This is a genomic window from Methylocaldum gracile (assembly GCF_053646815.1).
Map to the genome: position 1 here is coordinate 5123151 of NZ_CM132196.1, position 19196 is coordinate 5142346.

Genomic DNA, 19196 nt, shown 5'->3' on the forward strand with positions numbered 1-19196 from the left:
CTTAGCACTCAACAATGACGAGTGCTAATAGTATGTCTATAAAACCTCGTCAATCAAGTAGGATCAAGTTCCCGTAAATGATAAGAGACGACTATCCATGCCCCGATTATTCCCAATAAGACCGATGCTCCAATCAGGAGTTCTGTTTCCGATAGGCTCAGAAAGGAAAGCGCGTAAGGGCTGCCGTAGAGTTCCGCCAAGTGTCGGGAGGGGCCACGCAGGAACAACAGGAAGAAGCTGACCAACAACCAGGCAAGAGTTCCGCCGAGGAAGCCGTACCAAAAGCCGGCATACAAGAAAGGGCGGCGGATAAAACGGTCGGTGGCCCCGATCAGTTTCGCGACGACGATTTCCTCGCGGCGGTTTTGCAGTTCGAGACGGATGGTGTTGCCTACGATGAACAATACGCCAAGACTAAGTAGCACGCTGAACACGACTACGCTGCGTTGGGCGATCGTTAATATGGCGTGCAGCTTGTGCATCCACTCGGTATCGAGCTGGACGAAATCGGTTTCCGGCAGCGCTCGGAGCTCGCCGAGCAGTTTTTCCACTTCATCGGGACGAGTGAGGGAGTCCTTCGGTTTGATGCCGACGACCGCCGGCAAGGGATTGAAATCCAAAGCCTGTAAGGCATCGCCAAAACCGCTGTAGCTCTTGAGTTGCTGTAACCCCGCTTCTTTCGTAACCAGCTCGGCCACCGCGATTTGCGGGTGCTTATTGAGTGTTTCCGCGACCTTGCCGCCGGCTTCGTTGGTCAGTTCGGGTTTCAGGAACAGCGATATTTGGTTCGTCGCTTCGAGGGTCGAACTGGCCTGCTGAGCGTTCTTGATGAAAACATGGAAACTAGCCGGTATGGTCAATGCGATGGCGATCACCAGCACCGTCATGATGCTGGCGACAGGAGTTCGCCGAAGACGTACAAAACTGGATTTAAGCGTTTCGACGTGCAAGTCGACGTAGGCTCGCAGCCAGTTCGCCGGCCCATTGCCGGTTCGCCGGGCATGCGCCGCATTAGTATCGCGCCTCCTTCGAGGTTTCTGCATTCTTGCAATCGGCACGTCTCAGCCGCCTTCGACCAATTGGCCTTGCTGTAACTTGAGGGTTCGGCAGGCGAACCGCGAAATCAGGTCGAGGTTGTGACTCGCGATCAAGAGCGTTACGCCGACCTGGTTGAATTCCTTAAATAAATCCATGATCTCTGCCGAGAGGCCCGGATCCAAATTGCCGGTCGGCTCGTCGGCCAGAATCAGGGAGGGTTTGTGTACGATCGCTCGAGCGATGCCGACCCGCTGCTGCTCGCCTCCGGACAGCGCAAGAGGAAACCGCTTTTCCTTGCGGAGTAAACCGACCTTATCGAGGGCGGCCCGAACCCGTCGGGCGGTTTCTTGCTGGCTGAAGCCGGCGATGAGCAGGGGCAGGGCTACGTTGTCGAATACGGTTCTATCGTGCAGTAAGCGGTAATCCTGGAAGATCAATCCCAATTGGCGGCGAAGATAAGGCACTTGCCGTTTGGATATACGGTTGATGGGCTTTCCTTCGAAGAGGATCTGCCCCCGATTGGGCCGTTCGATGACCGGAATCAGCTTGAGCAAGGTGCTTTTCCCGGCCCCCGAGTGGCCGGTCAGGAAAGCCATTTCGCCCTTTTCGAGCTGAAAACAGACGTTGGACAATACTTCTCCGCTATCCGAATAGCGTTTGCTGACGTTGATAAATTGCAGCATGGGAAGCGGACAGATTAAGAAAAGGAGCTCTTACGAAAAGAAAGACGAAGGCGTGCGCTCAAGATCGCAGCGCCCCGCCGCAACTGCTGCCGGCGCCCAGTGGCAAATCGAGCATCTGGTTGAAATCGCGGTCGTATACATGACCTTGCCAGTCTACGCTGATCAAGCTGCGGCACATTACGTCTTCCGGATTTTTCGAATTGTGGCTGTTCCTCAACAAAGTCATGTATTCGTCGAACCTCCCCTGACTGATGGGGGTGCTGCCGAAACGCCGGATCGGCATATTGGCAAGGGTGTACAATCGGTTGAAAACGATCCCGTAGCGGCTTTCCAGCTCGCGCTCATAGGCGTTTTCCAATTCGATTTGCGGCGGCAGCAGCGCCGCCCCCTGTGGATTGTAGACCAGATTTAGAATCAGGCCCGAATCGGAGCCGCCGTAGCCGAAGCGATTCAGCTGGTGTAAAGCCCTAAGACTCCTATCGAATACCCCCTTGCCGCGCTGAGCGTCCACGTCCTGCTCAAGATAACACGGCAGAGAGGCAACGATCTCGACGCGATGTTCCGCAAGGAACCTAGCCAGATCTTCATACCCCGGTTCCTCCAAAATCCTCAGATTGCAGCGATAGCCCAGATTGACCTGAAGAGTCTCCAGCCGTTTCCGCGTGATACGGGGGAAATCGGTGCCGGGCAGCAAAGCTAAAGGATCACGCATGGTTCGAAGTACGTTCTGCCATCAGCTTATACCCATCGACCCTTATGGAGAGTAACGCTTCCTATCCAGGTTTTGCAAAGGCCGATAAGCATCGCTTCGGATTATGTCAAATTCGTTTAACGGACTTACGACAGGGATTGTCTTAGGCTTAAAATCGGTCGGACAGCAAAATTTAACAACGATACGGGAGGTTATGATGAACAAATTTGGATTGATGGCCGCAGGCGCGGCGATCATCTTCGGATCCGCGGTTTATGCCGAAGAGATCAGAGTGGAGATGAACAAGATCGACGAAACCGGAATTGCGGAGTCCATCGGTTCCGTCGTCGCCGCGGATACGGCCGCTGGATTGAAGCTGACCCCGGATCTCAGAGGTCTGCCGCCCGGGCCGCACGGCTTTCATGTTCATGAGTTCCCCGACTGCGGCGCCAAAGAAAAAGACGGAAAACCCGTGGCGGGATTGGCGGCAGGCAATCACTTCGATCCGAAGAAAACCGGAAAGCATGCGGGCCCCGTCGGCGACGGTCACGCCGGAGATCTGCCGGTTTTGAATGTGGCCTCCGACGGTACGGCTCAGGAAGCGGTCACCGCCAAGCGTTTGCGCGTAGCCGATCTCAAGGGACGTTCATTGATGATTCATGCGGAAGACGACAACTATGCCGATAAGCCGGGCGGAGCCCGTATTGCATGCGGTGTGGTGAAATAGGGTTTCGGTCGCTGCCTTATCGGCGGTTTGGCTAGAGCTCGAAAACCGCCCGGCCATCCACAAACGTACGAGTCACCCGGCCCTTGACGGTTTGTCCCCAGTAGGGAGTGTTCCGGCCGGTGCTTCGCCAAGTCGAGCTATCAACCGTCCAGGTGCACTCGGGGTCGAAGATGCAGATATCGGCCGGCGAGCCGACGCTGAGGGTGCCCGTCTCCGTGCCCATTACGGCGGCCGGGCCTTGTGTGAGGAGGGCGATCGCCTGACTTAGGGAAAGGACGTCCTCGTCGACCAGCTTCAGCGTCAGAGGAAGCACCATTTCCAGCGAAGCCATGCCGGGCTCGGTGGACGGAAAGACGTCCAGCTTGGCGTCCGGCTCGTGGGGTTGGTGGTCCGAACAAATCGCCGTTATCACGCCGTTCCTGAGCGCCTCGCGCAGAGCATCCCTATCGGCCACGCTTCGTAGCGGGGGTCTAACGTGGCACATGGCGTTGAATCCGTCGATGTCCGTTTCGGTCATATGCAACTGATGAGCCGCTACGTCGGCGCTGACCGGCGTGCCTTTTTCCCGTGCTCTGGCAATCATCCGGGCGGCCCGCGCGCAGCTCAACTGCGCGAAATGAACCCGTGCCTCGGTGTGCTCGACCAGCGCCAGGACTTGGGCAATGGCTACGGTCTCAGCCGCGTCCGGAATCCCTGGCAAACCCAATCGAGTCGCGGTCGGCCCTTCGTGGACACAGCCTTGGTCGGCAAGCCATGGGTCTTCCGGACGGATGACGACCAGAAGGTCGTGACTCGCGGCATATTCGAGCGCCCGGCGCAGCACCAGCGTATTCGCCATCGGCGCGTGGGCATTGCTGAGCGCAACACAGCCGGCGCGCTTCAACGCACTCATTTCGCTCAAATCCCTACCTTTAAGGCCGCGCGTCAAAGCGCCTATGGGTAGTACCCTTATCTTACCGATCTGTTGCGCCCTTTCCCGGATCAGGTTGACCACGGCGGGTGTATCGATGACCGGATCGGTATCGGGCGGACAGCAGAGCGTGGTAATCCCGCTCGCGCTAGCGGCCTCGCTTTCGCTGGCGATCGCCGCCTTGTGCTCGTAACCAGGCTCGCGCAAACGCGCGCAAAGATCTATAAAACCGGGACATACGATCTGCCCTTCCGCTGAAATCGTTCGATCCGCCATGTAACCGTCCGGCGCGGTCCCGAGCGACACCACACGTCCCTCGGCCAAGTAGAGATCGAGCGTTTCTTCGATGCCGTTCGACGGATCGACGACATGGCCACCGCGGATGGCGATGCGTTCGGTCATGCTATTCGGTCTCCAGGCGAACTTTCGAGATCGGGGCGCATCGCCATGGACAGAATCGCCATGCGAACGGCGATCCCGTGGTCGACCTGCTGAAGTATGACGGAGTGGGGACCATCGGCGACTTGGGAATCGATTTCAACGCCTCGATTGATGGGCCCCGGATGCATCACGATGACATCCGGTTTGGCGCGCGCCAGGCGTTTTTCGGTCAGCCCGAAGCAGGCGAAGTATTCGTGCTCGGTCGGAATGAAGGCCCCGCTCATGCGCTCCTTTTGCAGGCGCAGCATGATCACGACATCAACGTTTTCCAGGCCTTCCTCCAGATCATGGAATGTGGTGACGCCCAAGGTCTCGACCGCAGCCGGCAGCAGCGTTTTGGGACCAATCACGCGCACTTCGGCGGCACCCAGGGTGTTCAGGGCATGAATCTCGGACCGGGCTACGCGGGAATGAAGGATATCGCCGACGATCGCTACTTTCAGATTCGAGAAATCGCCCTTGTATTTGCGGATAGTGAACACGTCCAGCATCGCTTGGGTCGGGTGGGCATGCCGTCCGTCTCCGCCGTTGATGACGCTGATATGGGGTGCCACGTGGCGGGCGATGAAGTGGGCCGCGCCGCTTTCCGCGTGCCGGACGACGAACATGTCGACGTGCATCGCTTCCAGATTGCGGATGGTATCCAGCAGGCTTTCCCCCTTGGATGTGGCGGAAGTGGCGATGTTCAGATTGATTACGTCGGCGGACAGCCGCTTCGCGGCCAATTCGAAGGTGGTGCGCGTGCGCGTGCTGTTCTCGAAAAACAGGTTGACCACGGTCTTGCCGCGCAGCAGCGGCACTTTCTTGACGGTCTGCTCGGTGACGCTGGCGAACGATTCCGCCGTGTCCATGATCTTGACCAGCAAGTCTCGGCTCAAGCCCTCGACGGTCAGAAAGTGTTTCAATCGTCCGCTGGAATCTAATTGAAGATTGTCGGCCTGAATCGGATTCATGATTGCGGAGAAACCGAATGGATGCGAAGTTCGAGCGGGCTCGGCCCGCTGAGGGTAATGCGCTGATCGGCGGCAAGCGTAATTTTGTGCCCTATGCAATCGGGGCGAATCGGAATCTGCCGCCCGTTTCGCTCGATCAGCACGCCCAGCAAAACCTGGGCAGGGCGTCCGTAATCGAAGATCTCGTTCAGCGCGGCACGAACAGTCCGTCCGGTATAGAACACGTCGTCGATCAGCAATATGTTCCGGCCTTCGACGCGAAACGGCAGCACGCTTGGTTTGACTTGAGGGTGAATACCGGTCTGTGAAAAATCGTCCCGGTAAAACGAGATGTTCAAGAGTCCCAAAGGCTCGGCCAGACCGAGTCGGGCATGTAAGCGGTCGGCGATCCAGGCTCCGCCGGTGTGAATGCCGATCATGGCCGGGTCGGAAAACTCGCGCCGCGCCATTTCTTCGCGCAAAGAAGCTTCCAGCCGGTCGAGCAACAGGTCCACCCGCAATGCCGTATCAAACATTCCCGACATCCTTTTCCTTCGTATGGGCCAACCAGGTTTGCAGAATCAATTGGGCGGCGAGTTCGTCTTTGACATCGGCGAAATGCGTCGACCGTTTGGAGCGCCTGCGATAAAAAATCTCGCGGGATTCGCTGGTCGACAAGGTTTCGTCCATCGTGTGGACCGGCAGGTGATAACGGCTTTCCAATTGACGGCAGAAGCGCAAAATGGGCTCGATGATAGGGTTTTCTTCACCTTCCGGGTTATAAGGGAAGCCGACCACGAACGCCGACGGCCGCCATGTCTGAACCAGGCGGGATATGGCGTCCCACAGGGCCTTGCGGCTGGTTACGCGTATCGTTTCAAGAGCTGTCGCGGTACCGGTTACCCGCTGTCCGACGGCCACGCCGATGTTTTTTTCTCCGAAATCAAAGCCGAGATAAGTGGGCTCGTTGGTCTCGTGCCGCACTGGATCGACGAAATCCATGAATTAGCCGTGCCCCGCTTGAGAGGACAGAAGTGAAATATCCACGCCCATCAGTTCGGCGGCGGCCTTCCAGCGATGGGCCGGCGCATAATCGAACAGAATGGCGTCGTCGGCGGGCGCACTCAGCCAGGAGTTCTCGACGATTTCCCGTTCCAGCTGTCCCTTTCCCCAGCCGGCGTATCCCAGCGCCACCAGGACCTTTTGGGGTCCCTTGCCAATGCTCATGGCTTCCAAGATGTCGCGGGAGGTGGTGAGGGAAATGGAGTCCGATACCTTCAGGGTGGAATTCCAGTTACCGCCCGGCTCGTGAAGGACGAAGCCGCGTTCGGCCTGCACCGGCCCGCCGAAGTAAACGGGAATTTGGCCTATGGCGGATTCCTGGATATCGATCTCCATTTGCTGCATCACATCGCCCAAGGTCAGCTCGGACGGGCGATTGATAATGATACCCAATGCGCCTTCCGGACTGTGTTGGCACAGATAAGTGACGGTGCGGGCGAAAAAGGGGTCCGTCATCCCGGGCATGGCGATCAGAAAGTTGTTGGTGAGGTTCGCGATCGCTTCAATCATGGTCATAGTATCGGGGTAGACCGACGAGGCTGCAAGTCAGTTCACGGAAAGGCTGAAATTTCTTGTGGTACTCCAATCGCGCTCAAAGCGCGGAGCATAATCCTATGCGTGAAGCGAGGATCGTCAGCTTGGTGGATACGGGAACAGCGGCGATGTGCGAAAAGCTTCGCAGTCGAGCGCAGAGGCTCCCGGTATTTTGATCGGGTGATCTCGTGCTCAGGTCACAAAGGTGTCCATGAGATCGATCATGAATTCCATCTCTTCGTCGTCGACCCGTTCCCAGCGGGGGATCTTCAGCGCTGCGAGAGCACTCTTGCCCTTGTCGTTTTCGGACATGGCCAGCAGCGCGCCGAGCAGGCGGTCTCGGTGATCCGCGAGCCTAGGGCTTATCATCAGCGCGTGATGGACCACCTGGATCTGGCTGTTGACCAATGCCCGCAGTTGCTTGCGTATGACCGAAGAGAGATCGTTGAACGCCTCGGCGAGAAAAACGCCGGCATCGCAGTAGCCTTTGAGCAATTCCTTGGCGACCAGCACATAGGAGTCGCAGACTTTTAGTTCGACCGATGCGGCATCGAGGTCGGCTGGCTCCAGCATGATCATGCCCATCATGTGGACATCGGGGTCTTCGGTGGTCGCCAGCTTGATCGAGCCGGGCAAATCTTCGACCTGAAGGTAAGGGCGTTCGGTACTCACCGCGATAACCGCCTCGTCCGCCTTGCCTTCCGGCTTGACCAAGGGTTTGAAGCCTTTTTCCCGCACCAGCATGGCGGCATCGTAAGGGTTGGCGTAGATCAGATCGATTCGGTCGGACTTGATGGCGTCCCGCTGACTGTGGAAGTCGTCATACAATTGCAAATGAAATGCCTCGCCCAAGGCCTTTTGCAACCAAGTATTGAAAATGAACCAGCCGGACAGGTGCTCGGGCGTAAAATCCGGGCTTACGGTGAAAACGTGGGGCATGGCATAGTCCTCGCGGAGTCGAGACGCTCAAAACAAGGTGGGATAGAGTTTCATGCATTCGGCGACTTTCTGTCGGGACGGCTTGCGCCGGACCGAGGTATAGCCGATGACCTGGGCGTTTCGAATGTTCGGGATGACCGTGGCCTTGACCCAGTAGAAACCGCCGTCCTTGCGCAAATTCTTGACATAGCCCTGCCATTTTTCGCCGCGCCGCAAGGTTTCCCAAAGATCCCGGAAAGCTGCCGGCGGCATATCGGGATGCCGCAGAATGTAGTGTGGCGCGCCGATCAGTTCTTCCTTGGAATATCCCGACATGTCGACGAAGGATTGGTTGACATGGGTGATGATGCCGGCCGGATCGGTGCGAGAAACGATCAAGCGTCCGTCCGGATAAGGCGACTCGATGTCGGTTACCAGCACTTTCCGGCGAGTCCCGTCGAAATGGACGAGCGTATGTTCTCGGTAGGCCCCGACGATGTCTTCGGGCTTCATGTCTTGCATGGCGGCCTCTTGGAACTACGGTTGTCGGGCTGTGCGCCGGTCAAATCAGGCCGGCTATGCTTTCGGCCGCCCGTTTTACGTCCAGAAAGATCAGACCCAACTTGGCATTGGGCTTGGCCATCACGGTCAGCACCGCTTCCTTGCCGGCATAAGTCATCAGCACGTATCCCCTGTCGCCTTTGATGAGCACCTGCTCGAGCGTACCCCGCGACAGTTCCTGGGCGGTCCTGTCGCCCAGGGACAGCATGGCGGCGCTCATGGCACCCACCCGATCCTCGTCCAGGTTTTGAGGCAATACGGCCGCCATCATCAAGCCGTCCGTCGAAATGACGCCGGAAGCTTCGATGTCGGCCGATGTGCCGTTCAACTCACTCAAAATGGAAGTCAACATTTCTGCACGCATAACTGAACCTCGCTCGCACTCGGATGATTCGGGAAAATTCGTTCTTGATTTATTTGCATCAGCTGCCGACGCCGGCATAGCGGCGACTCAATATCCAGACCAGGGTAACGAAATCCGGCTGGTTGAACCTCGGCATTCCGGCGGCGACCAGCACGAATCGCTCTTTCCCCAGGTATAGCGGCCAAAATCCCACTTTGCTGTTGCCCGCCGAGTCCACTACGGACCAGGCGCTCGAATTGAGCCCCAGGTTGTTGAGCAAGAGACCCGAGCGACGCTCATGCAGATTGGCCAAATCGGCGCTGAGCGCCGACAGCTCCTCGGCGACTTCGTGGGGAAAACCGTGGGTCGCAAGATAGAACCCTTGGCTGTCGGCCAACAGAACCTTGGCTTGGCTGCTGAGCTGGCTCAGCAGTTCGGGCAGGATTTCGGAAAGAGGCTGATTCGGGCATTTCAGCGGCGCCTTCAACCCTTGCAGCCATTTCGCTTCTTGTGCATGGTGGAGCATGGCATAGGCCCTTTCGGCGTCCTCGATAGCCGACCAGTCTTTCAGGCCGGCCAGGGTGAGCGCTGGGCTGGACTCCATCTGCAGCAAGTTTCTGATGAGCTGTTTGGCTGGGGTGTGCGCCTTGGTCGTGACCGCATGGTAGGCGCCGCCTGGCGTCGGATGAAGATAAAGGTGCTCCGCCAGCGCGTAGTCCTTCATTGATCCTCCAGCCCCGGATCGATGGAGTAGAGCAGCGCCTGTACCAGCAGAGAAACGTCTTTCTTGCGCCGGGCGTCGACCTCGAAAATCGGCGGATTCAGACCGGTCGCTTCCAACTGGCGATGGTAGTCCGATACCAGAGGCGTCGCACGGACGTCCATTTGGGTGACGCCTATGACCAGGCTCGTGGCCTCGATGAAGCTGCCGAATTTGTTCAAGAAAAAGCGCAGATCCTGGAAGGGATCGGCGCGGGTGTTGTCGAGCAGCAGCACCAGGCCGATGCCTCCGGTGGTCAGAATGTCCCACATGAAGTCGAACCGCTCCTGTCCCGGCGTTCCGTACAGATGAATCTTTTCCCCGCCGGGCAAAGTCATCATCCCGTAGTCGAGCGCGACCGTGGTCGAAGCTTTCCGGCTTTTGGTCATATCGCTGGCGACTTGGTCCGTTTTGACCGGCGGAACATCACTGAGGGAGGTGATGGCGGTCGTTTTCCCAGCGCCCACGGGTCCGGTGAAAATGATTTTGTTGTACTGAATCACGATTCGATTCCGCTCCCGTCAAGACATTTTCAAGTGTTTCAAAATCTTCCCGAGAAAGGACGTGCGCTCCGGCTCCGGTCTGGCGGTCGACGCCTGAATTTCCGCGCGGGCCGTCTGCTGTTTCGGCCGTTGCTCTATCAGTCGCAAGGCATGAGCGGCGCTGATGAAGGCAAACACATACTGCTGCCGTATGCCTAAAATCTGCGCCGCCTCGCATACGGTATGGGGGCTGTGATACAACAGTGCTGCGATTCGCATGGTATGAGGGATCAGCAGGAAGCGGGTCAGATTGGGCCAGTGTTTGAGGGCTACCTCGTGTTCGAACGAGATGTCCACAGGGATCTTGCCTTTTGACGTCCAGATCGCCATCTTCCATAAGAAGGCATCCAGCGAAATCATCCGGCTCGGATCGAGCTCGGCCTGGCCGGCGTCGATCGGCGTAACTTTCAGATCCTTGGCGGTTTGCGCGCGGGGTCCGCTGATATCCATATGCGCAAGATTGTTAATGCGAATCGCGCAGGCGGCGCGCAATTGAGCTTCGTCTGCGTTGATCCATATCCGTCGAATCTGTGGAAAGACGACCAGCGGCTTCCATGGCGTTTCCACCCGCAAAGCCTGTTGATGCGAAATGGCGAGCGCGCAGGCCGATTCGAAGCTCCCCTGCAGAAAATCCTTGGGATCGTAGCGGACCGCCGCAGCCTGTTCGGGAACGGTCGGATCGATGTCGTCGCGGACGCCCAGAAAGCTCATGAAGCTTTGCTCATCCATTAGGGCGGCCACTTTGGATACGGATCCATCCGATTTTTCCGGCGCAACGACCGCCCGTAACGGAGTCGGGCGGGTTTCCGGCTCCGGCTTTCCGGCTTGCCGCGGTTGGCGGCCTTGGAGAATTTGCCGGACGCGCCGGATCGCCTGCAGCATGCTCTCGGCTTGGACCGGTTTCTTCAAAAAAACGGTCTCGGGCGAAGACGCACGGTCGTTCAGGGAAAGCAGGATAAGGACCCGGTCGGGATGGGTTTGCCGTTCCCGATCCAGCAATTCGGCCGCCCTCTGCGCGTCCATGTCGATCATACAGGCTTCCGCTTCTTCTCCGTCGCCGACGATCTCGGCCTGGTTTCGGCAAGGGCCGTGCAGGAACATCTTGAACAGTTTCGCAGTCCGCTCGTCCATCCCTAGAACCGCCAACCTTAATGGCGCGATGGCAAAATCGGTCATGGGGTATGTTCCTTTCGCAGATATCGTTCGCACTCGTCCCAAATCGCCGGCAAGGGGTCCATGATCGCCCGAAGCTTTTCACGCGTGTGCAAGAAATTGTCGAGATCACCGGTCGCCCGATACAGCAGCAGTAGTTCCTCAAGTAAATCGGTTCGCTCAGGCAGTCGGAACAATGCGCCTTCCAGTACCGCTCTCGCTTGGTCGATCTGGCTGTATTCGATGTGTTCCCGCGCTTCCACCAGCGGGTCGCGTTCTTCGTCCGAGGCATCGATCGACACCTGGACCAAATTCAGCGAACCGATGACGCCGGGGGCAAGAACCGATTGCCCGGCCGGCGGCAGCTCGGCCCAATCGGGCGTGTTTCCGCATTCAAGCCATCGATCGAGACGCGCATAGCAATCCTTCGTCAACCGATCCCGCGCCCCTGTCAGCAATCGCTTGCGGAGAGAGGGTCCCCTGTGTTCCAGGGCAATGAAAAGGTCCAACAAAGCGGCGTACAGGCCGTCTCGGTCGTTTTGATGGTAGTGGTGCAACACCCGCTGAGTGTGTCGCAGCAAGTTGTCGGGAACCGCAGACACGGAATGGGCCAGATAATCTGCGACGTCGTTTTCTGTGCCTAGGCAGAGCGGATTCGGTTGGAGCGAGTCCTCGATCAGAAAGGCCGGTTCGGCAAAATTCCCTGGACCAACGTCGGGCCCTGCCTCACCGCATCGCGGCAAGGCCGGTCGCTGAGCTTGGGAGAGATAATCGACCATCGGTGTTCTTAATGAGGAAACGGCTAGGCAATTAACAGGGATAAGGTGGACGGCTCTCTACAGGGTCGGCGGACATCGTTCTAAAGGGAAGATTCAGTCAGCGGACCCAGGCGTCCTGGCCGGACACATCAAGAATAGTCGGTTTTTGGGGGAAGGCTAGGCGGTGGAAGGCTGCCTGGACAGGCGCTCGGACGTTATGGCGGAGAGTCCGAGCTTGCAGGGAAAGCTGGGGTGAATCAGGGGCCGGTTTGGAGACGGTGATCGTTCTCGAACCGCCAGGTGCGGGTGATGATCAAAACATCCGCTTCCTGTTTCAGCTCTTGGGGAAAAGGTGCGAAGGGAGCGGCAAGCTGCACGATATTCGTTGCGGCGTCGTCCAGAACTTGATGGCCGGAAGAATGCCGGACCTGTATGCTGTACACGGTTCCGTCCGGCTTGATGCCGACGCTCAGAAGCAGGCTTCCGGAAAGATTCCGGCGGCGGGCTTCGTCGGGATAATTAAGATTGCCGATACGCTCGATTTTGTCCTGCCAGGCCTTCTCGTAGGCAGCGGCCTTGTATTTGTGGGCGTTCACCGAGTTGATGTAAACCAGCTTGGGACGGCGGGCATAGTCTTCCCGCGATTTGTTCAGTTCGGCGCTCAATTCGGCAATCTGCTGGCTGAGCGCCGCGGCGGTGAGCTTTACGGGCTGCGGTTCCGGCAGTATCTCCGTGCCTTGATCCGTGACGATCTTCTTTTCGGATTTTTCCTGTCTCAGCACGCGTTTGAGTTTGGCTTCCTGAACATGCGCGGGATTGGGCGCGTTTTCGGTTTGCTGGCCCTGTCCTTCCTGCGGTGTGGGCTGGTTCCTCGGAATCGCCTTTTCGGTATGGGTTCCGCTGCCTATCTGGTTGTCCGGAGCGAGAAAGTCGGCCTTTTCCGGAGCCTTCTGCGAAGCATTTCGCACCAGAGCGATGGTCAAGGATTTCTTGATTTCCGGGTGCTTGGGCATTTCGAAGCTGACGCCCAGGATGAGAACGGCGTGTGCGATGCCGGCAAAAACCAGGGATAGAAGAAAGCGGTCGGAAAAAACCTTTTCGGTATTCATGAGTCGACGTTATTAAGCCCGCACAACGGACTCGATATGATTCATCAGCAAGGCACTGATATTCAAGCCGAACAGTGCATCCAGCTCCTGCACGCAGGTCGGGCTGGTCACGTTCACTTCGGTGAGATAGTTTCCGATCACGTCCAGTCCCACGAATACGAGTCCTCTTTCGCGAAGGGTCGGACCTACTTGCTCGGCGATCCAGCGATCCCGCGGGGTCAGTTCGCGTCCCTCCGCGCGTCCTCCGGCGGCGAGGTTCCCGCGGCTTTCTCCCAGCGCGGGGATACGGGCGAGAGCATAAGGAACCGCCTCGCCGTTCACTAGCAGGATGCGCTTGTCGCCGTCGACGATTTCCGGCAGATAGCGTTGAGCCATGACGAAGCGCGAGTTGTGCCGGGTCATGGTTTCCAGGATGACGCTCAGATTGGGGTCTTTTTCCGCGATGCGGAAAATCGAGGCGCCGCCCATGCCGTCCAGGGGCTTCAGGATGATTTCGCCCTGTTCGTGCAGAAATTCGCGGATCTTGTGCCCTTCCCTGGCCACCAGGGTCGGCGGGCAGCACTGCGGAAACCAGGCGGTAAAGAGCTTTTCGTTCGCATCGCGCAGCGAGCGTGGTTTATTGACCACGTAAAGCCCCTGGTTTTCGGCGCATTCCAAGAGATAGGTGGCGTAGATGTATTCCTGGTCGAAAGGCGGGTCCTTGCGCATCAACACCACGTCCAGGGAATCCAGCGGCGCGACCGTCTCGCCGAGGAAACTGAACCAGGACTGCTGGTTGCGCTCCACGCTCAGGCGGCGCATCCGCGCGTAGGTGCGTCCGTCGCGCAAATAAAGATCGTTGAGCTCCATGTAATGGAGCTCGTAACCCCGCGACTGGGCCTCCAGCAGCATGGCGAAGCTGGTGTCTTTGTGGATTTTGATTTTTCCGATGGGATCCATGACGATCCCGAGCTTTAGACTCATAGCGATTTTTCCGTAATAGGAGGAGCGCGGCTTGACTTAAAAACCTTGAATCATATATAAAGCCTGATTTCCGTTCCAGCTAGGCGAGTTAGAGGTCAACCATGTCCAGAGTATGCCAGGTGACGGGCAAGCGCCGTATTGTAGGCAATAACGTCTCGCACGCTAACAATAAGACGAAGCGCCTGTTCAATCCGAATCTGCACCAGCACCGTTTTTGGGTCGAAAGCGAAAACCGTTGGGTAAGCCTTCGCGTTTCCAGCCAGGGAATGCGCATCATCGACAAGAAGGGTATCGATGCCGTTTTGGCGGATATCCGCAAGCGCGGCGAAAAAGTCTAATCGAGGTCTGAACCATGCGCGACAAAATCAAATTGGTATCGAGCGCCGGCACCGGCCATTTTTACACGACCACCAAGAACAAGCGGAACATGCCGGAAAAGATGGAGATCAAGAAATTCGATCCCGTCGTCCGCAAGCATGTCCTGTACAAGGAAGCGAAAATCAAATAATCCGTGATTTGTCCGGGTCGCGGACCCAAATGACCTCCGTGATCCGGCTTATCGCCCGGCCGTTCCATTAGCCGAGGCGGCCAGCCCGCCTTTTTTCGGCTCGATTCAAGATTAGTTCATTCGCTCGGCTGCGTAATCTGAGACCGGGCGCCGTCCTCACCGGAAACCCGCCTCGCTCCAAGCAGTTCGAAAAATCATTCGAGTTTAGTAGGTCGGCAATCCCTTGCCGACACACGCGGTCGGCGAGGAGCTTTGTCGGCAAGGGATTGCCGACCTACGAATTTTTCGGTCCTCACTGAAAAGCCGCGGCGAAAAGCTCTTTAGCGGCACAGGAAACTTCGCGCTGCCTAGAGTGGTTCGAAAAAAGCGCCAAGCTCCGCCAACAACGCCCGCTCCTCCTCGAGCCGTTCCGGATAATCGGAATGGCCGGCTTTGAGCACGAACAAGCGTTTCGGTCCCGCCAGGGCATTATAGATGGCGAACTGGCCGGGCGGTGCGACGAACGGATCGGACAAGGCCGCCGCGACATGAACGGGAATGCGAATGTGCCGCGCGGCGCAGGCGGCGTCGTAATAGCGTAAGGTTTCCAGCACGGACCCGTGCCGGCGCTCGTATCTTCGGACGGCTTCCCCGCTTCCCAGGGTCGGCAGCGCAAGACGCAAAGGATGATGGCCGAAGGTCGGAACGTTCAGATGGGCCAAGCGAATGCGCGGCTCCCAAGGCAGCGCCAAAGCGCCGATGCCGCCGCCGAAGCTGATCCCCGAGTAGCCGATATGCCCTTCGGTTTGCGGAAAGACGTTCAGCAGCGCCGAGACCGCCAGCCACAAATCCTCGACGCAGCCGCCCAGGATGTAACGATCGCGCTGGCCGATGCCGTGCAGGACATGACGGGCGGGGTTGTCCGGCAGGCGCGGGTCGCGGCTCAAGGAAAGCCCGCGGAAGCAGGGAAACAACACCGCCGCTTCGCCGACCGGAAGATCGAAATCCGGACCCTCCCGGCCGCCGTAACCGTGCCCCACCACCAGCCCCCGCCGAATCGGCCCGTGTTTGGGGCTCAGCAGCCAGCCGCCGATCATATAATCGTCCGTCGATCGATAACGGACATCGTAAACATCGAAGTCCGGATGAACGTCTTTGCCGCGAGACAGCTCGGGGTTCGGGTAAACGCTCAGCGCGCGCCGGTAACGGGTTTCCCAGAACTCGGCGAAATCGCCGGGTTCCTCCGGGCAGTCGACCCGAAGCAGCGACTCCAGGGTGTAGCCGTAGGTGGGATCGAAAGGGGGTTTGGCGGAAATCACGATTTGTCGCGAATGACTCTAAGAAGCTCTGAATCCGCCCTCGCTCGGAGGGTATAGGTATCTTACAAGTCTCGTGACCATCAGTGTGAAGCCCTTTGCCAGATACTCCCGCAAACGCTCCGTGGCCCAGCGGCGGAACTGCGTGCCGCGCACCGAGCGTACTCGGTAGCCCACGGCGAGGATGGCGTCCAGGTTGTAATGATCGATGTTGCGGCTGACCTTGCGGTTGCCTTCCTGGCGAACTATCCGGAATTTCCGGATAGTTGCCTCCGGGTCAAGCTCCTGTTCCTCGTAGATGTTCTGCAGGTGTTCATTGATCGTACGAACATCCTTCTGAAACAACTCCGCCATCAGAGCTTGAGTCAACCATAACGTGTCGTCGGCGAAGCGGCATTCGACGCGGGTACGGCCATCCTCGGTTTCGTAGAGGAGGAATTCGGCGATGCTTCTTTCTGGCTGACTCACGACACCAATCTCGCGAGTTGAGGATCGTTGCGAAACAGTACACACCACTTAGCCACTGCGGAAAGTTCGGCGTCTCGTTCCGTCATGGCCTTGATTTCGCGAAGACAGTCGCGCACCTTTTGTTTGGCAGCCGGATTACCGCCTGTGCCACATCGGGATTTAGCCGTTCTGTATTGCTCGATCGTCCGCGTCATTCGTTGCCATATCTTCTTGCGTTCTTCGGTTAGGGCTTCGTGCTCGTTTAACTTCAGGCGCTTGATCGTTTCATCGACCCGATGTTCCTCCCAGGTAGTAGCTCCAGGAGCGGCTATGGCTTTTCCTTCCTCATCGAAGGCGAGAAGGTTGACATCGTCATTGTCTATGGGATCGAGCAGGTAAGGCGCTTCGGATTCTTCGCATCGGTTTTCATAGGTCGAGCAGAGTGATCCCTCCAGCAGTGGGAACCATCCGCCTTTCTTGCGGTTGCCGACGTTTCCGCAGGCCCGAAAGTTCATGTAGTCGAAGGCCAGCCACCAGTAACCGTCACGCACGGTACCATCGAAAGTTTTCGCTTCCTTTTTGGGGCGGAAGTGTTCGACGTCCATATGCGAATAGATTTCTTTTGCCTCGGAAAACCAGCACTTCCCGGCTGAAAGAGCCAGAAGCCATGGCTTCAACTTGCCCCAGTGGTCGCCGTGCTTATCGATCAGTTCGTTTCGAGCTTTGATATCGCCCGCACGCTGCAATTTCTCCAACTCGTTAATGAGCCGTGCAGACTCGTTAAGCCAGTTCTGCCACTGCGCTTCGGTCCAGGGTGTCCATTTAGGAATGTCGGTATCGGTAGGCCGACGGTTTTCGAGATCGATCCAGATCATTCCTCACCCTCTTCGCGCAGAATCTCATCGATGATCTCGTCGGCTATCGCGTCCTGCGCTTTCTGCTCCTCAGGCGTCAGCGTTCGTTTGTGAAAGCGTGTATGCATGGCCATCTTGCGTACAAACATGGCGTAGTACGGGTCCTTGAAGTCGGAGTTAGAGAAACCCAGATCGGCAAGCTCGGCGCTCAGACGGGTGAGCTCCGCGTCCTCTTCTGCTGTACGTTTATCGTCCAATGCAAATAGGTAGTTGCGTCGATGCAGACGACGCTCGGTTTCCGAATCCAGCGTGGAGGCCAATCCGAACAACTCGCTTTTCAATAGCCCGGTTACACCCATGCCTTGCGGATTGGTGTCGGGAATATCCACAACCGATTTCTCGCCTTCTTTGCGCAGTATGCGTACCTGTTCTCGCTTGAGGCTGCCGATCATCATCGGATCGTGCGTCGTGATGATGATCTGCGATTCGCCTTGCACCACAGCTCCTTCGCGGGGTTTCAGCACGCTTTCGATATCGTCGAAATAACGCAGCTTCCAGATCGGGTTCAGATGCGTATCGGGCTCGTCGAGCAGGAAAAGACAGTGATCTTCGCTGGTGATGCGCATCAAGCCCAGCACGGTGAGCATTTGCAGCTCGCCTTCGGACAGCTGGGTGAAGCTGACATTGCCCCCATTCTCTTCGTGCTTCTTGATCGTGATGCGGACTTCTTCCAGCAGGTCGCCGATGTACGCGCCTTCGGCGTAGCGAAAGAATCTGTCCGGCGTTCCTACCATTTCACCCAGCTCGTTCAGCTTCTTTCGATTGGGCACGTACAGGTATAAGCGTTTCTGCTTCTCCGGGCGGCGCCGGAAGTCGATTTGCACATCCTTGGTTTCTTCGATCGGCGCCCAGGCGACTTGCCAAAGCTTGTCGAGCAGGTCGCTGACCACCGTCCCGCGCGCATACCAGAACCGAGGGTCGCCTTCGAGAATATCCTTGTCCTTGGGATCGCGCAGCGTATGCGGCTGCTTGAGCACGAACAGGGCCGATTCCAGGGCCTCGATGTTCAGGTTCTCCAGCAACTTTGCAAAGACAGGATCGTCCGACAACAGGCAGGCCAGCAGTACGAGTTGGCTGTGTCCGCCGCGGCAATAGAAAAGACGCCGGATCAGGTCGTCGCCATCGCGACGCAGCAGGTTCTTGAAGCGCTCCTGGTGGGCTTGGAACAAGGCCTCCAGCCGCTCGTTCTTGCCCGAGTAGTAGGCGAAGACATGCGAGGGCAGGTATTCCCTGGCGTGTTCGCTGAGATGGCTTTGCGACGACGCCTTGCCGTCTATCGTGACCAGCGGGCGATTGCCGATGCGGCGATTCGCCTTAAGCGTGATTTCGTGCCCCCTGATCTTGTAATCGAGCTCATAGTCGAAGCTGGCATCGTTGTTTAAATCCACATCCCGAAAAATGGTGATGATGGCTTCGATCAGGTTCGACTTGCCCGTGCCGTTCTGGCCGATCACGGCGTGGCTCCGGATGGGCTTGGCCTCTTGAGGGGCGCTGTCACCCCCGGCATGGTCGAAATATTCGCTGAAGTGAATCTCGAAGTCTTTCAGGTTCTTGAAGTCCCGAATGCTTATTCGCTGCAAATGCATGATTGGCGTGTTTTTTACTTCTTCACTTGGTCTTGGGTTTGCAAGGACTTGGGGGCATCATCGCCCACCGCGATCGGGATGTTGTGATGCCAGAAAACGGCGTATTGCCCCAAGCGCTTCTTGCGCTCCAAAGTTTGAGCAACGGCCTGTCGCAGGCTTTCCAGCATGGCCTGAGTTTCAGAACTAGGCGTGGGCGTGGCGCTCATGGGTGAGCCTCCTTTTGCAAGAGATCGAAAAACTCCGGGTGAAAAACATTGCGAGTATGGCCAGTCTGCTCAAACACCAGTTCCGGCACTGGCTCGCTGTTGAAGAAGCAGCGCGT

Annotated in this window: 25 protein-coding genes; 3 read left to right on the top strand and 22 right to left on the bottom strand. The window is 57.6% G+C overall.

Annotated elements, in window-relative coordinates:
* Positions 1-53: 53 nt before the first annotated feature.
* Genes ftsX through ACWJJK_RS22910 form a run of 3 tightly spaced genes read right to left on the bottom strand, consistent with a single transcriptional unit; the run spans position 54 to position 2433 of the window.
* The gene (gene ftsX, locus ACWJJK_RS22900; RefSeq protein WP_086133814.1) at positions 54-1043 is read right to left on the bottom strand and encodes a permease-like cell division protein FtsX; all 990 of its coding nucleotides are present in this window, start codon (positions 1041-1043) and stop codon (positions 54-56) included.
* An 18-nt stretch (positions 1044-1061) separates the two neighbouring features.
* On the bottom strand, positions 1062-1721 hold the full coding sequence (gene ftsE, locus ACWJJK_RS22905) for a cell division ATP-binding protein FtsE (protein ID WP_077728282.1): 660 nt from the start codon (positions 1719-1721) through the stop codon (positions 1062-1064).
* Between the two features lie 58 nt (positions 1722-1779).
* Positions 1780-2433: a DUF3641 domain-containing protein gene (locus tag ACWJJK_RS22910; protein ID WP_454128517.1), complete on the bottom strand. Its 654-nt coding sequence runs from the start codon at positions 2431-2433 to the stop codon at positions 1780-1782.
* Between the two features lie 193 nt (positions 2434-2626).
* Here ACWJJK_RS22910 and sodC point away from each other — a divergent pair, with 193 nt between their 5' ends.
* Positions 2627-3139 carry a superoxide dismutase [Cu-Zn] SodC gene (sodC, locus tag ACWJJK_RS22915; RefSeq protein WP_434131544.1) on the top strand — a complete coding sequence of 171 codons (513 nt, stop codon included), beginning with the start codon at positions 2627-2629 and terminating at the stop codon, positions 3137-3139.
* A 31-nt stretch (positions 3140-3170) separates the two neighbouring features.
* Here sodC and ACWJJK_RS22920 read toward each other — a convergent pair whose 3' ends face one another.
* The 14 genes from ACWJJK_RS22920 to gshB all read right to left on the bottom strand — a co-directional run bounded on the left by ACWJJK_RS22920 (position 3171) and on the right by gshB (position 14124).
* Complete coding sequence (locus ACWJJK_RS22920) at positions 3171-4451, bottom strand: dihydroorotase (protein WP_156879910.1); 1281 nt, start codon at positions 4449-4451, stop codon at positions 3171-3173.
* Positions 4448-5443: an aspartate carbamoyltransferase catalytic subunit gene (locus ACWJJK_RS22925; protein ID WP_077728278.1), complete on the bottom strand. Its 996-nt coding sequence runs from the start codon at positions 5441-5443 to the stop codon at positions 4448-4450. Before ACWJJK_RS22925 ends, ACWJJK_RS22920 begins: the two co-directional genes overlap by 4 nt.
* The gene (pyrR, locus tag ACWJJK_RS22930; RefSeq protein ID WP_077728277.1) at positions 5440-5958 is read right to left on the bottom strand and encodes a bifunctional pyr operon transcriptional regulator/uracil phosphoribosyltransferase PyrR; all 519 of its coding nucleotides are present in this window, start codon (positions 5956-5958) and stop codon (positions 5440-5442) included. The genes ACWJJK_RS22925 and pyrR overlap by 4 nt, the downstream gene beginning before the upstream one ends.
* Positions 5951-6424, bottom strand: coding sequence for a Holliday junction resolvase RuvX (gene ruvX / locus ACWJJK_RS22935; RefSeq protein ID WP_077728276.1), 474 nt, complete (start codon positions 6422-6424; stop codon positions 5951-5953). The genes pyrR and ruvX overlap by 8 nt, the downstream gene beginning before the upstream one ends.
* A 3-nt stretch (positions 6425-6427) precedes the next feature.
* Positions 6428-6994, bottom strand: a complete 567-nt coding sequence (locus tag ACWJJK_RS22940; protein WP_077728275.1) for a YqgE/AlgH family protein — start codon at positions 6992-6994, stop codon at positions 6428-6430.
* A 216-nt stretch (positions 6995-7210) separates the two neighbouring features.
* Positions 7211-7957 (bottom strand): phosphate/phosphite/phosphonate ABC transporter substrate-binding protein, encoded by a 747-nt coding sequence (locus ACWJJK_RS22945; RefSeq protein WP_086133813.1) that lies wholly within the window; start codon positions 7955-7957, stop codon positions 7211-7213.
* 27 nt (positions 7958-7984) lie between these two features.
* Complete coding sequence (locus ACWJJK_RS22950; RefSeq protein WP_086133812.1) at positions 7985-8458, bottom strand: PAS domain-containing protein; 474 nt, start codon at positions 8456-8458, stop codon at positions 7985-7987.
* A 40-nt stretch (positions 8459-8498) separates the two neighbouring features.
* Positions 8499-8861: a roadblock/LC7 domain-containing protein gene (locus tag ACWJJK_RS22955; protein ID WP_077728272.1), complete on the bottom strand. Its 363-nt coding sequence runs from the start codon at positions 8859-8861 to the stop codon at positions 8499-8501.
* A 58-nt stretch (positions 8862-8919) separates the two neighbouring features.
* The gene (locus ACWJJK_RS22960) at positions 8920-9564 is read right to left on the bottom strand and encodes a hypothetical protein (RefSeq protein WP_077728271.1); all 645 of its coding nucleotides are present in this window, start codon (positions 9562-9564) and stop codon (positions 8920-8922) included.
* Positions 9561-10103 carry a GTP-binding protein gene (locus ACWJJK_RS22965; protein ID WP_077728270.1) on the bottom strand — a complete coding sequence of 181 codons (543 nt, stop codon included), beginning with the start codon at positions 10101-10103 and terminating at the stop codon, positions 9561-9563. Before ACWJJK_RS22965 ends, ACWJJK_RS22960 begins: the two co-directional genes overlap by 4 nt.
* An 18-nt stretch (positions 10104-10121) precedes the next feature.
* Complete coding sequence (locus ACWJJK_RS22970; RefSeq protein ID WP_077728269.1) at positions 10122-11318, bottom strand: hypothetical protein; 1197 nt, start codon at positions 11316-11318, stop codon at positions 10122-10124.
* The gene (locus ACWJJK_RS22975) at positions 11315-12073 is read right to left on the bottom strand and encodes a hypothetical protein (RefSeq protein ID WP_156879911.1); all 759 of its coding nucleotides are present in this window, start codon (positions 12071-12073) and stop codon (positions 11315-11317) included. The genes ACWJJK_RS22970 and ACWJJK_RS22975 overlap by 4 nt, the downstream gene beginning before the upstream one ends.
* A 236-nt stretch (positions 12074-12309) precedes the next feature.
* Positions 12310-13161, bottom strand: coding sequence for an energy transducer TonB (locus ACWJJK_RS22980; protein ID WP_077728267.1), 852 nt, complete (start codon positions 13159-13161; stop codon positions 12310-12312).
* Positions 13162-13173: 12 nt separating this feature from the next.
* On the bottom strand, positions 13174-14124 hold the full coding sequence (gene gshB, locus ACWJJK_RS22985) for a glutathione synthase (RefSeq protein ID WP_086133810.1): 951 nt from the start codon (positions 14122-14124) through the stop codon (positions 13174-13176).
* A gap of 101 nt (positions 14125-14225) precedes the next feature.
* Here gshB and rpmB point away from each other — a divergent pair, with 101 nt between their 5' ends.
* Complete coding sequence (gene rpmB / locus ACWJJK_RS22990; protein WP_077728265.1) at positions 14226-14462, top strand: 50S ribosomal protein L28; 237 nt, start codon at positions 14226-14228, stop codon at positions 14460-14462.
* Between the two features lie 14 nt (positions 14463-14476).
* Positions 14477-14632, top strand: coding sequence for a 50S ribosomal protein L33 (gene rpmG / locus ACWJJK_RS22995; RefSeq protein ID WP_077728264.1), 156 nt, complete (start codon positions 14477-14479; stop codon positions 14630-14632).
* Between the two features lie 347 nt (positions 14633-14979).
* Here rpmG and ACWJJK_RS23000 read toward each other — a convergent pair whose 3' ends face one another.
* Genes ACWJJK_RS23000 through ACWJJK_RS23020 form a run of 5 tightly spaced genes read right to left on the bottom strand, consistent with a single transcriptional unit; the run spans position 14980 to position 19080 of the window.
* Positions 14980-15930 carry an acetylxylan esterase gene (locus tag ACWJJK_RS23000; protein ID WP_454128518.1) on the bottom strand — a complete coding sequence of 317 codons (951 nt, stop codon included), beginning with the start codon at positions 15928-15930 and terminating at the stop codon, positions 14980-14982.
* Between the two features lie 18 nt (positions 15931-15948).
* A complete protein-coding gene (locus ACWJJK_RS23005) occupies positions 15949-16395 on the bottom strand; it encodes a virulence RhuM family protein (RefSeq protein ID WP_434101806.1) in 447 nt (148 codons plus the stop codon).
* Positions 16392-17249 carry an HNH endonuclease family protein gene (locus tag ACWJJK_RS23010; RefSeq protein WP_077728263.1) on the bottom strand — a complete coding sequence of 286 codons (858 nt, stop codon included), beginning with the start codon at positions 17247-17249 and terminating at the stop codon, positions 16392-16394. The genes ACWJJK_RS23005 and ACWJJK_RS23010 overlap by 4 nt, the downstream gene beginning before the upstream one ends.
* Positions 17246-18874, bottom strand: a complete 1629-nt coding sequence (locus ACWJJK_RS23015) for an ATP-binding protein (RefSeq protein ID WP_156879912.1) — start codon at positions 18872-18874, stop codon at positions 17246-17248. Before ACWJJK_RS23015 ends, ACWJJK_RS23010 begins: the two co-directional genes overlap by 4 nt.
* A 14-nt stretch (positions 18875-18888) precedes the next feature.
* Positions 18889-19080 carry a hypothetical protein gene (locus tag ACWJJK_RS23020; RefSeq protein ID WP_077728261.1) on the bottom strand — a complete coding sequence of 64 codons (192 nt, stop codon included), beginning with the start codon at positions 19078-19080 and terminating at the stop codon, positions 18889-18891.
* Positions 19081-19196 lie beyond the last annotated feature (116 nt).

What these genes read in the sequence shown, in the direction of transcription:
- ftsE (WP_077728282.1), bottom strand. Translation starts at nt 1,721, where the DNA reads ATGCTGCAATTTATCAACGTCAGCAAACGCTATTCGGATAGCGGAGAA.
- ACWJJK_RS22950 (WP_086133812.1), bottom strand. Translation starts at nt 8,458, where the DNA reads ATGCAAGACATGAAGCCCGAAGACATCGTCGGGGCCTACCGAGAACAT.
- ACWJJK_RS22970 (WP_077728269.1), bottom strand. Translation starts at nt 11,318, where the DNA reads ATGACCGATTTTGCCATCGCGCCATTAAGGTTGGCGGTTCTAGGGATG.
- pyrR (WP_077728277.1), bottom strand. Translation starts at nt 5,958, where the DNA reads ATGTTTGATACGGCATTGCGGGTGGACCTGTTGCTCGACCGGCTGGAA.
- ACWJJK_RS23010 (WP_077728263.1), bottom strand. Translation starts at nt 17,249, where the DNA reads ATGATCTGGATCGATCTCGAAAACCGTCGGCCTACCGATACCGACATT.
- ACWJJK_RS22975 (WP_156879911.1), bottom strand. Translation starts at nt 12,073, where the DNA reads ATGGTCGATTATCTCTCCCAAGCTCAGCGACCGGCCTTGCCGCGATGC.
- ACWJJK_RS22980 (WP_077728267.1), bottom strand. Translation starts at nt 13,161, where the DNA reads ATGAATACCGAAAAGGTTTTTTCCGACCGCTTTCTTCTATCCCTGGTT.
- sodC (WP_434131544.1), top strand. Translation starts at nt 2,627, where the DNA reads ATGATGAACAAATTTGGATTGATGGCCGCAGGCGCGGCGATCATCTTC.
- rpmG (WP_077728264.1), top strand. Translation starts at nt 14,477, where the DNA reads ATGCGCGACAAAATCAAATTGGTATCGAGCGCCGGCACCGGCCATTTT.
- ACWJJK_RS22925 (WP_077728278.1), bottom strand. Translation starts at nt 5,443, where the DNA reads ATGAATCCGATTCAGGCCGACAATCTTCAATTAGATTCCAGCGGACGA.
- ACWJJK_RS22910 (WP_454128517.1), bottom strand. Translation starts at nt 2,433, where the DNA reads ATGCGTGATCCTTTAGCTTTGCTGCCCGGCACCGATTTCCCCCGTATC.
- rpmB (WP_077728265.1), top strand. Translation starts at nt 14,226, where the DNA reads ATGTCCAGAGTATGCCAGGTGACGGGCAAGCGCCGTATTGTAGGCAAT.
- ACWJJK_RS23015 (WP_156879912.1), bottom strand. Translation starts at nt 18,874, where the DNA reads ATGCATTTGCAGCGAATAAGCATTCGGGACTTCAAGAACCTGAAAGAC.
- ACWJJK_RS23020 (WP_077728261.1), bottom strand. Translation starts at nt 19,080, where the DNA reads ATGAGCGCCACGCCCACGCCTAGTTCTGAAACTCAGGCCATGCTGGAA.
- ACWJJK_RS22945 (WP_086133813.1), bottom strand. Translation starts at nt 7,957, where the DNA reads ATGCCCCACGTTTTCACCGTAAGCCCGGATTTTACGCCCGAGCACCTG.
- gshB (WP_086133810.1), bottom strand. Translation starts at nt 14,124, where the DNA reads ATGAGTCTAAAGCTCGGGATCGTCATGGATCCCATCGGAAAAATCAAA.
- ACWJJK_RS22920 (WP_156879910.1), bottom strand. Translation starts at nt 4,451, where the DNA reads ATGACCGAACGCATCGCCATCCGCGGTGGCCATGTCGTCGATCCGTCG.
- ftsX (WP_086133814.1), bottom strand. Translation starts at nt 1,043, where the DNA reads ATGCAGAAACCTCGAAGGAGGCGCGATACTAATGCGGCGCATGCCCGG.
- ACWJJK_RS22940 (WP_077728275.1), bottom strand. Translation starts at nt 6,994, where the DNA reads ATGATTGAAGCGATCGCGAACCTCACCAACAACTTTCTGATCGCCATG.
- ruvX (WP_077728276.1), bottom strand. Translation starts at nt 6,424, where the DNA reads ATGGATTTCGTCGATCCAGTGCGGCACGAGACCAACGAGCCCACTTAT.
- ACWJJK_RS22960 (WP_077728271.1), bottom strand. Translation starts at nt 9,564, where the DNA reads ATGAAGGACTACGCGCTGGCGGAGCACCTTTATCTTCATCCGACGCCA.
- ACWJJK_RS22955 (WP_077728272.1), bottom strand. Translation starts at nt 8,861, where the DNA reads ATGCGTGCAGAAATGTTGACTTCCATTTTGAGTGAGTTGAACGGCACA.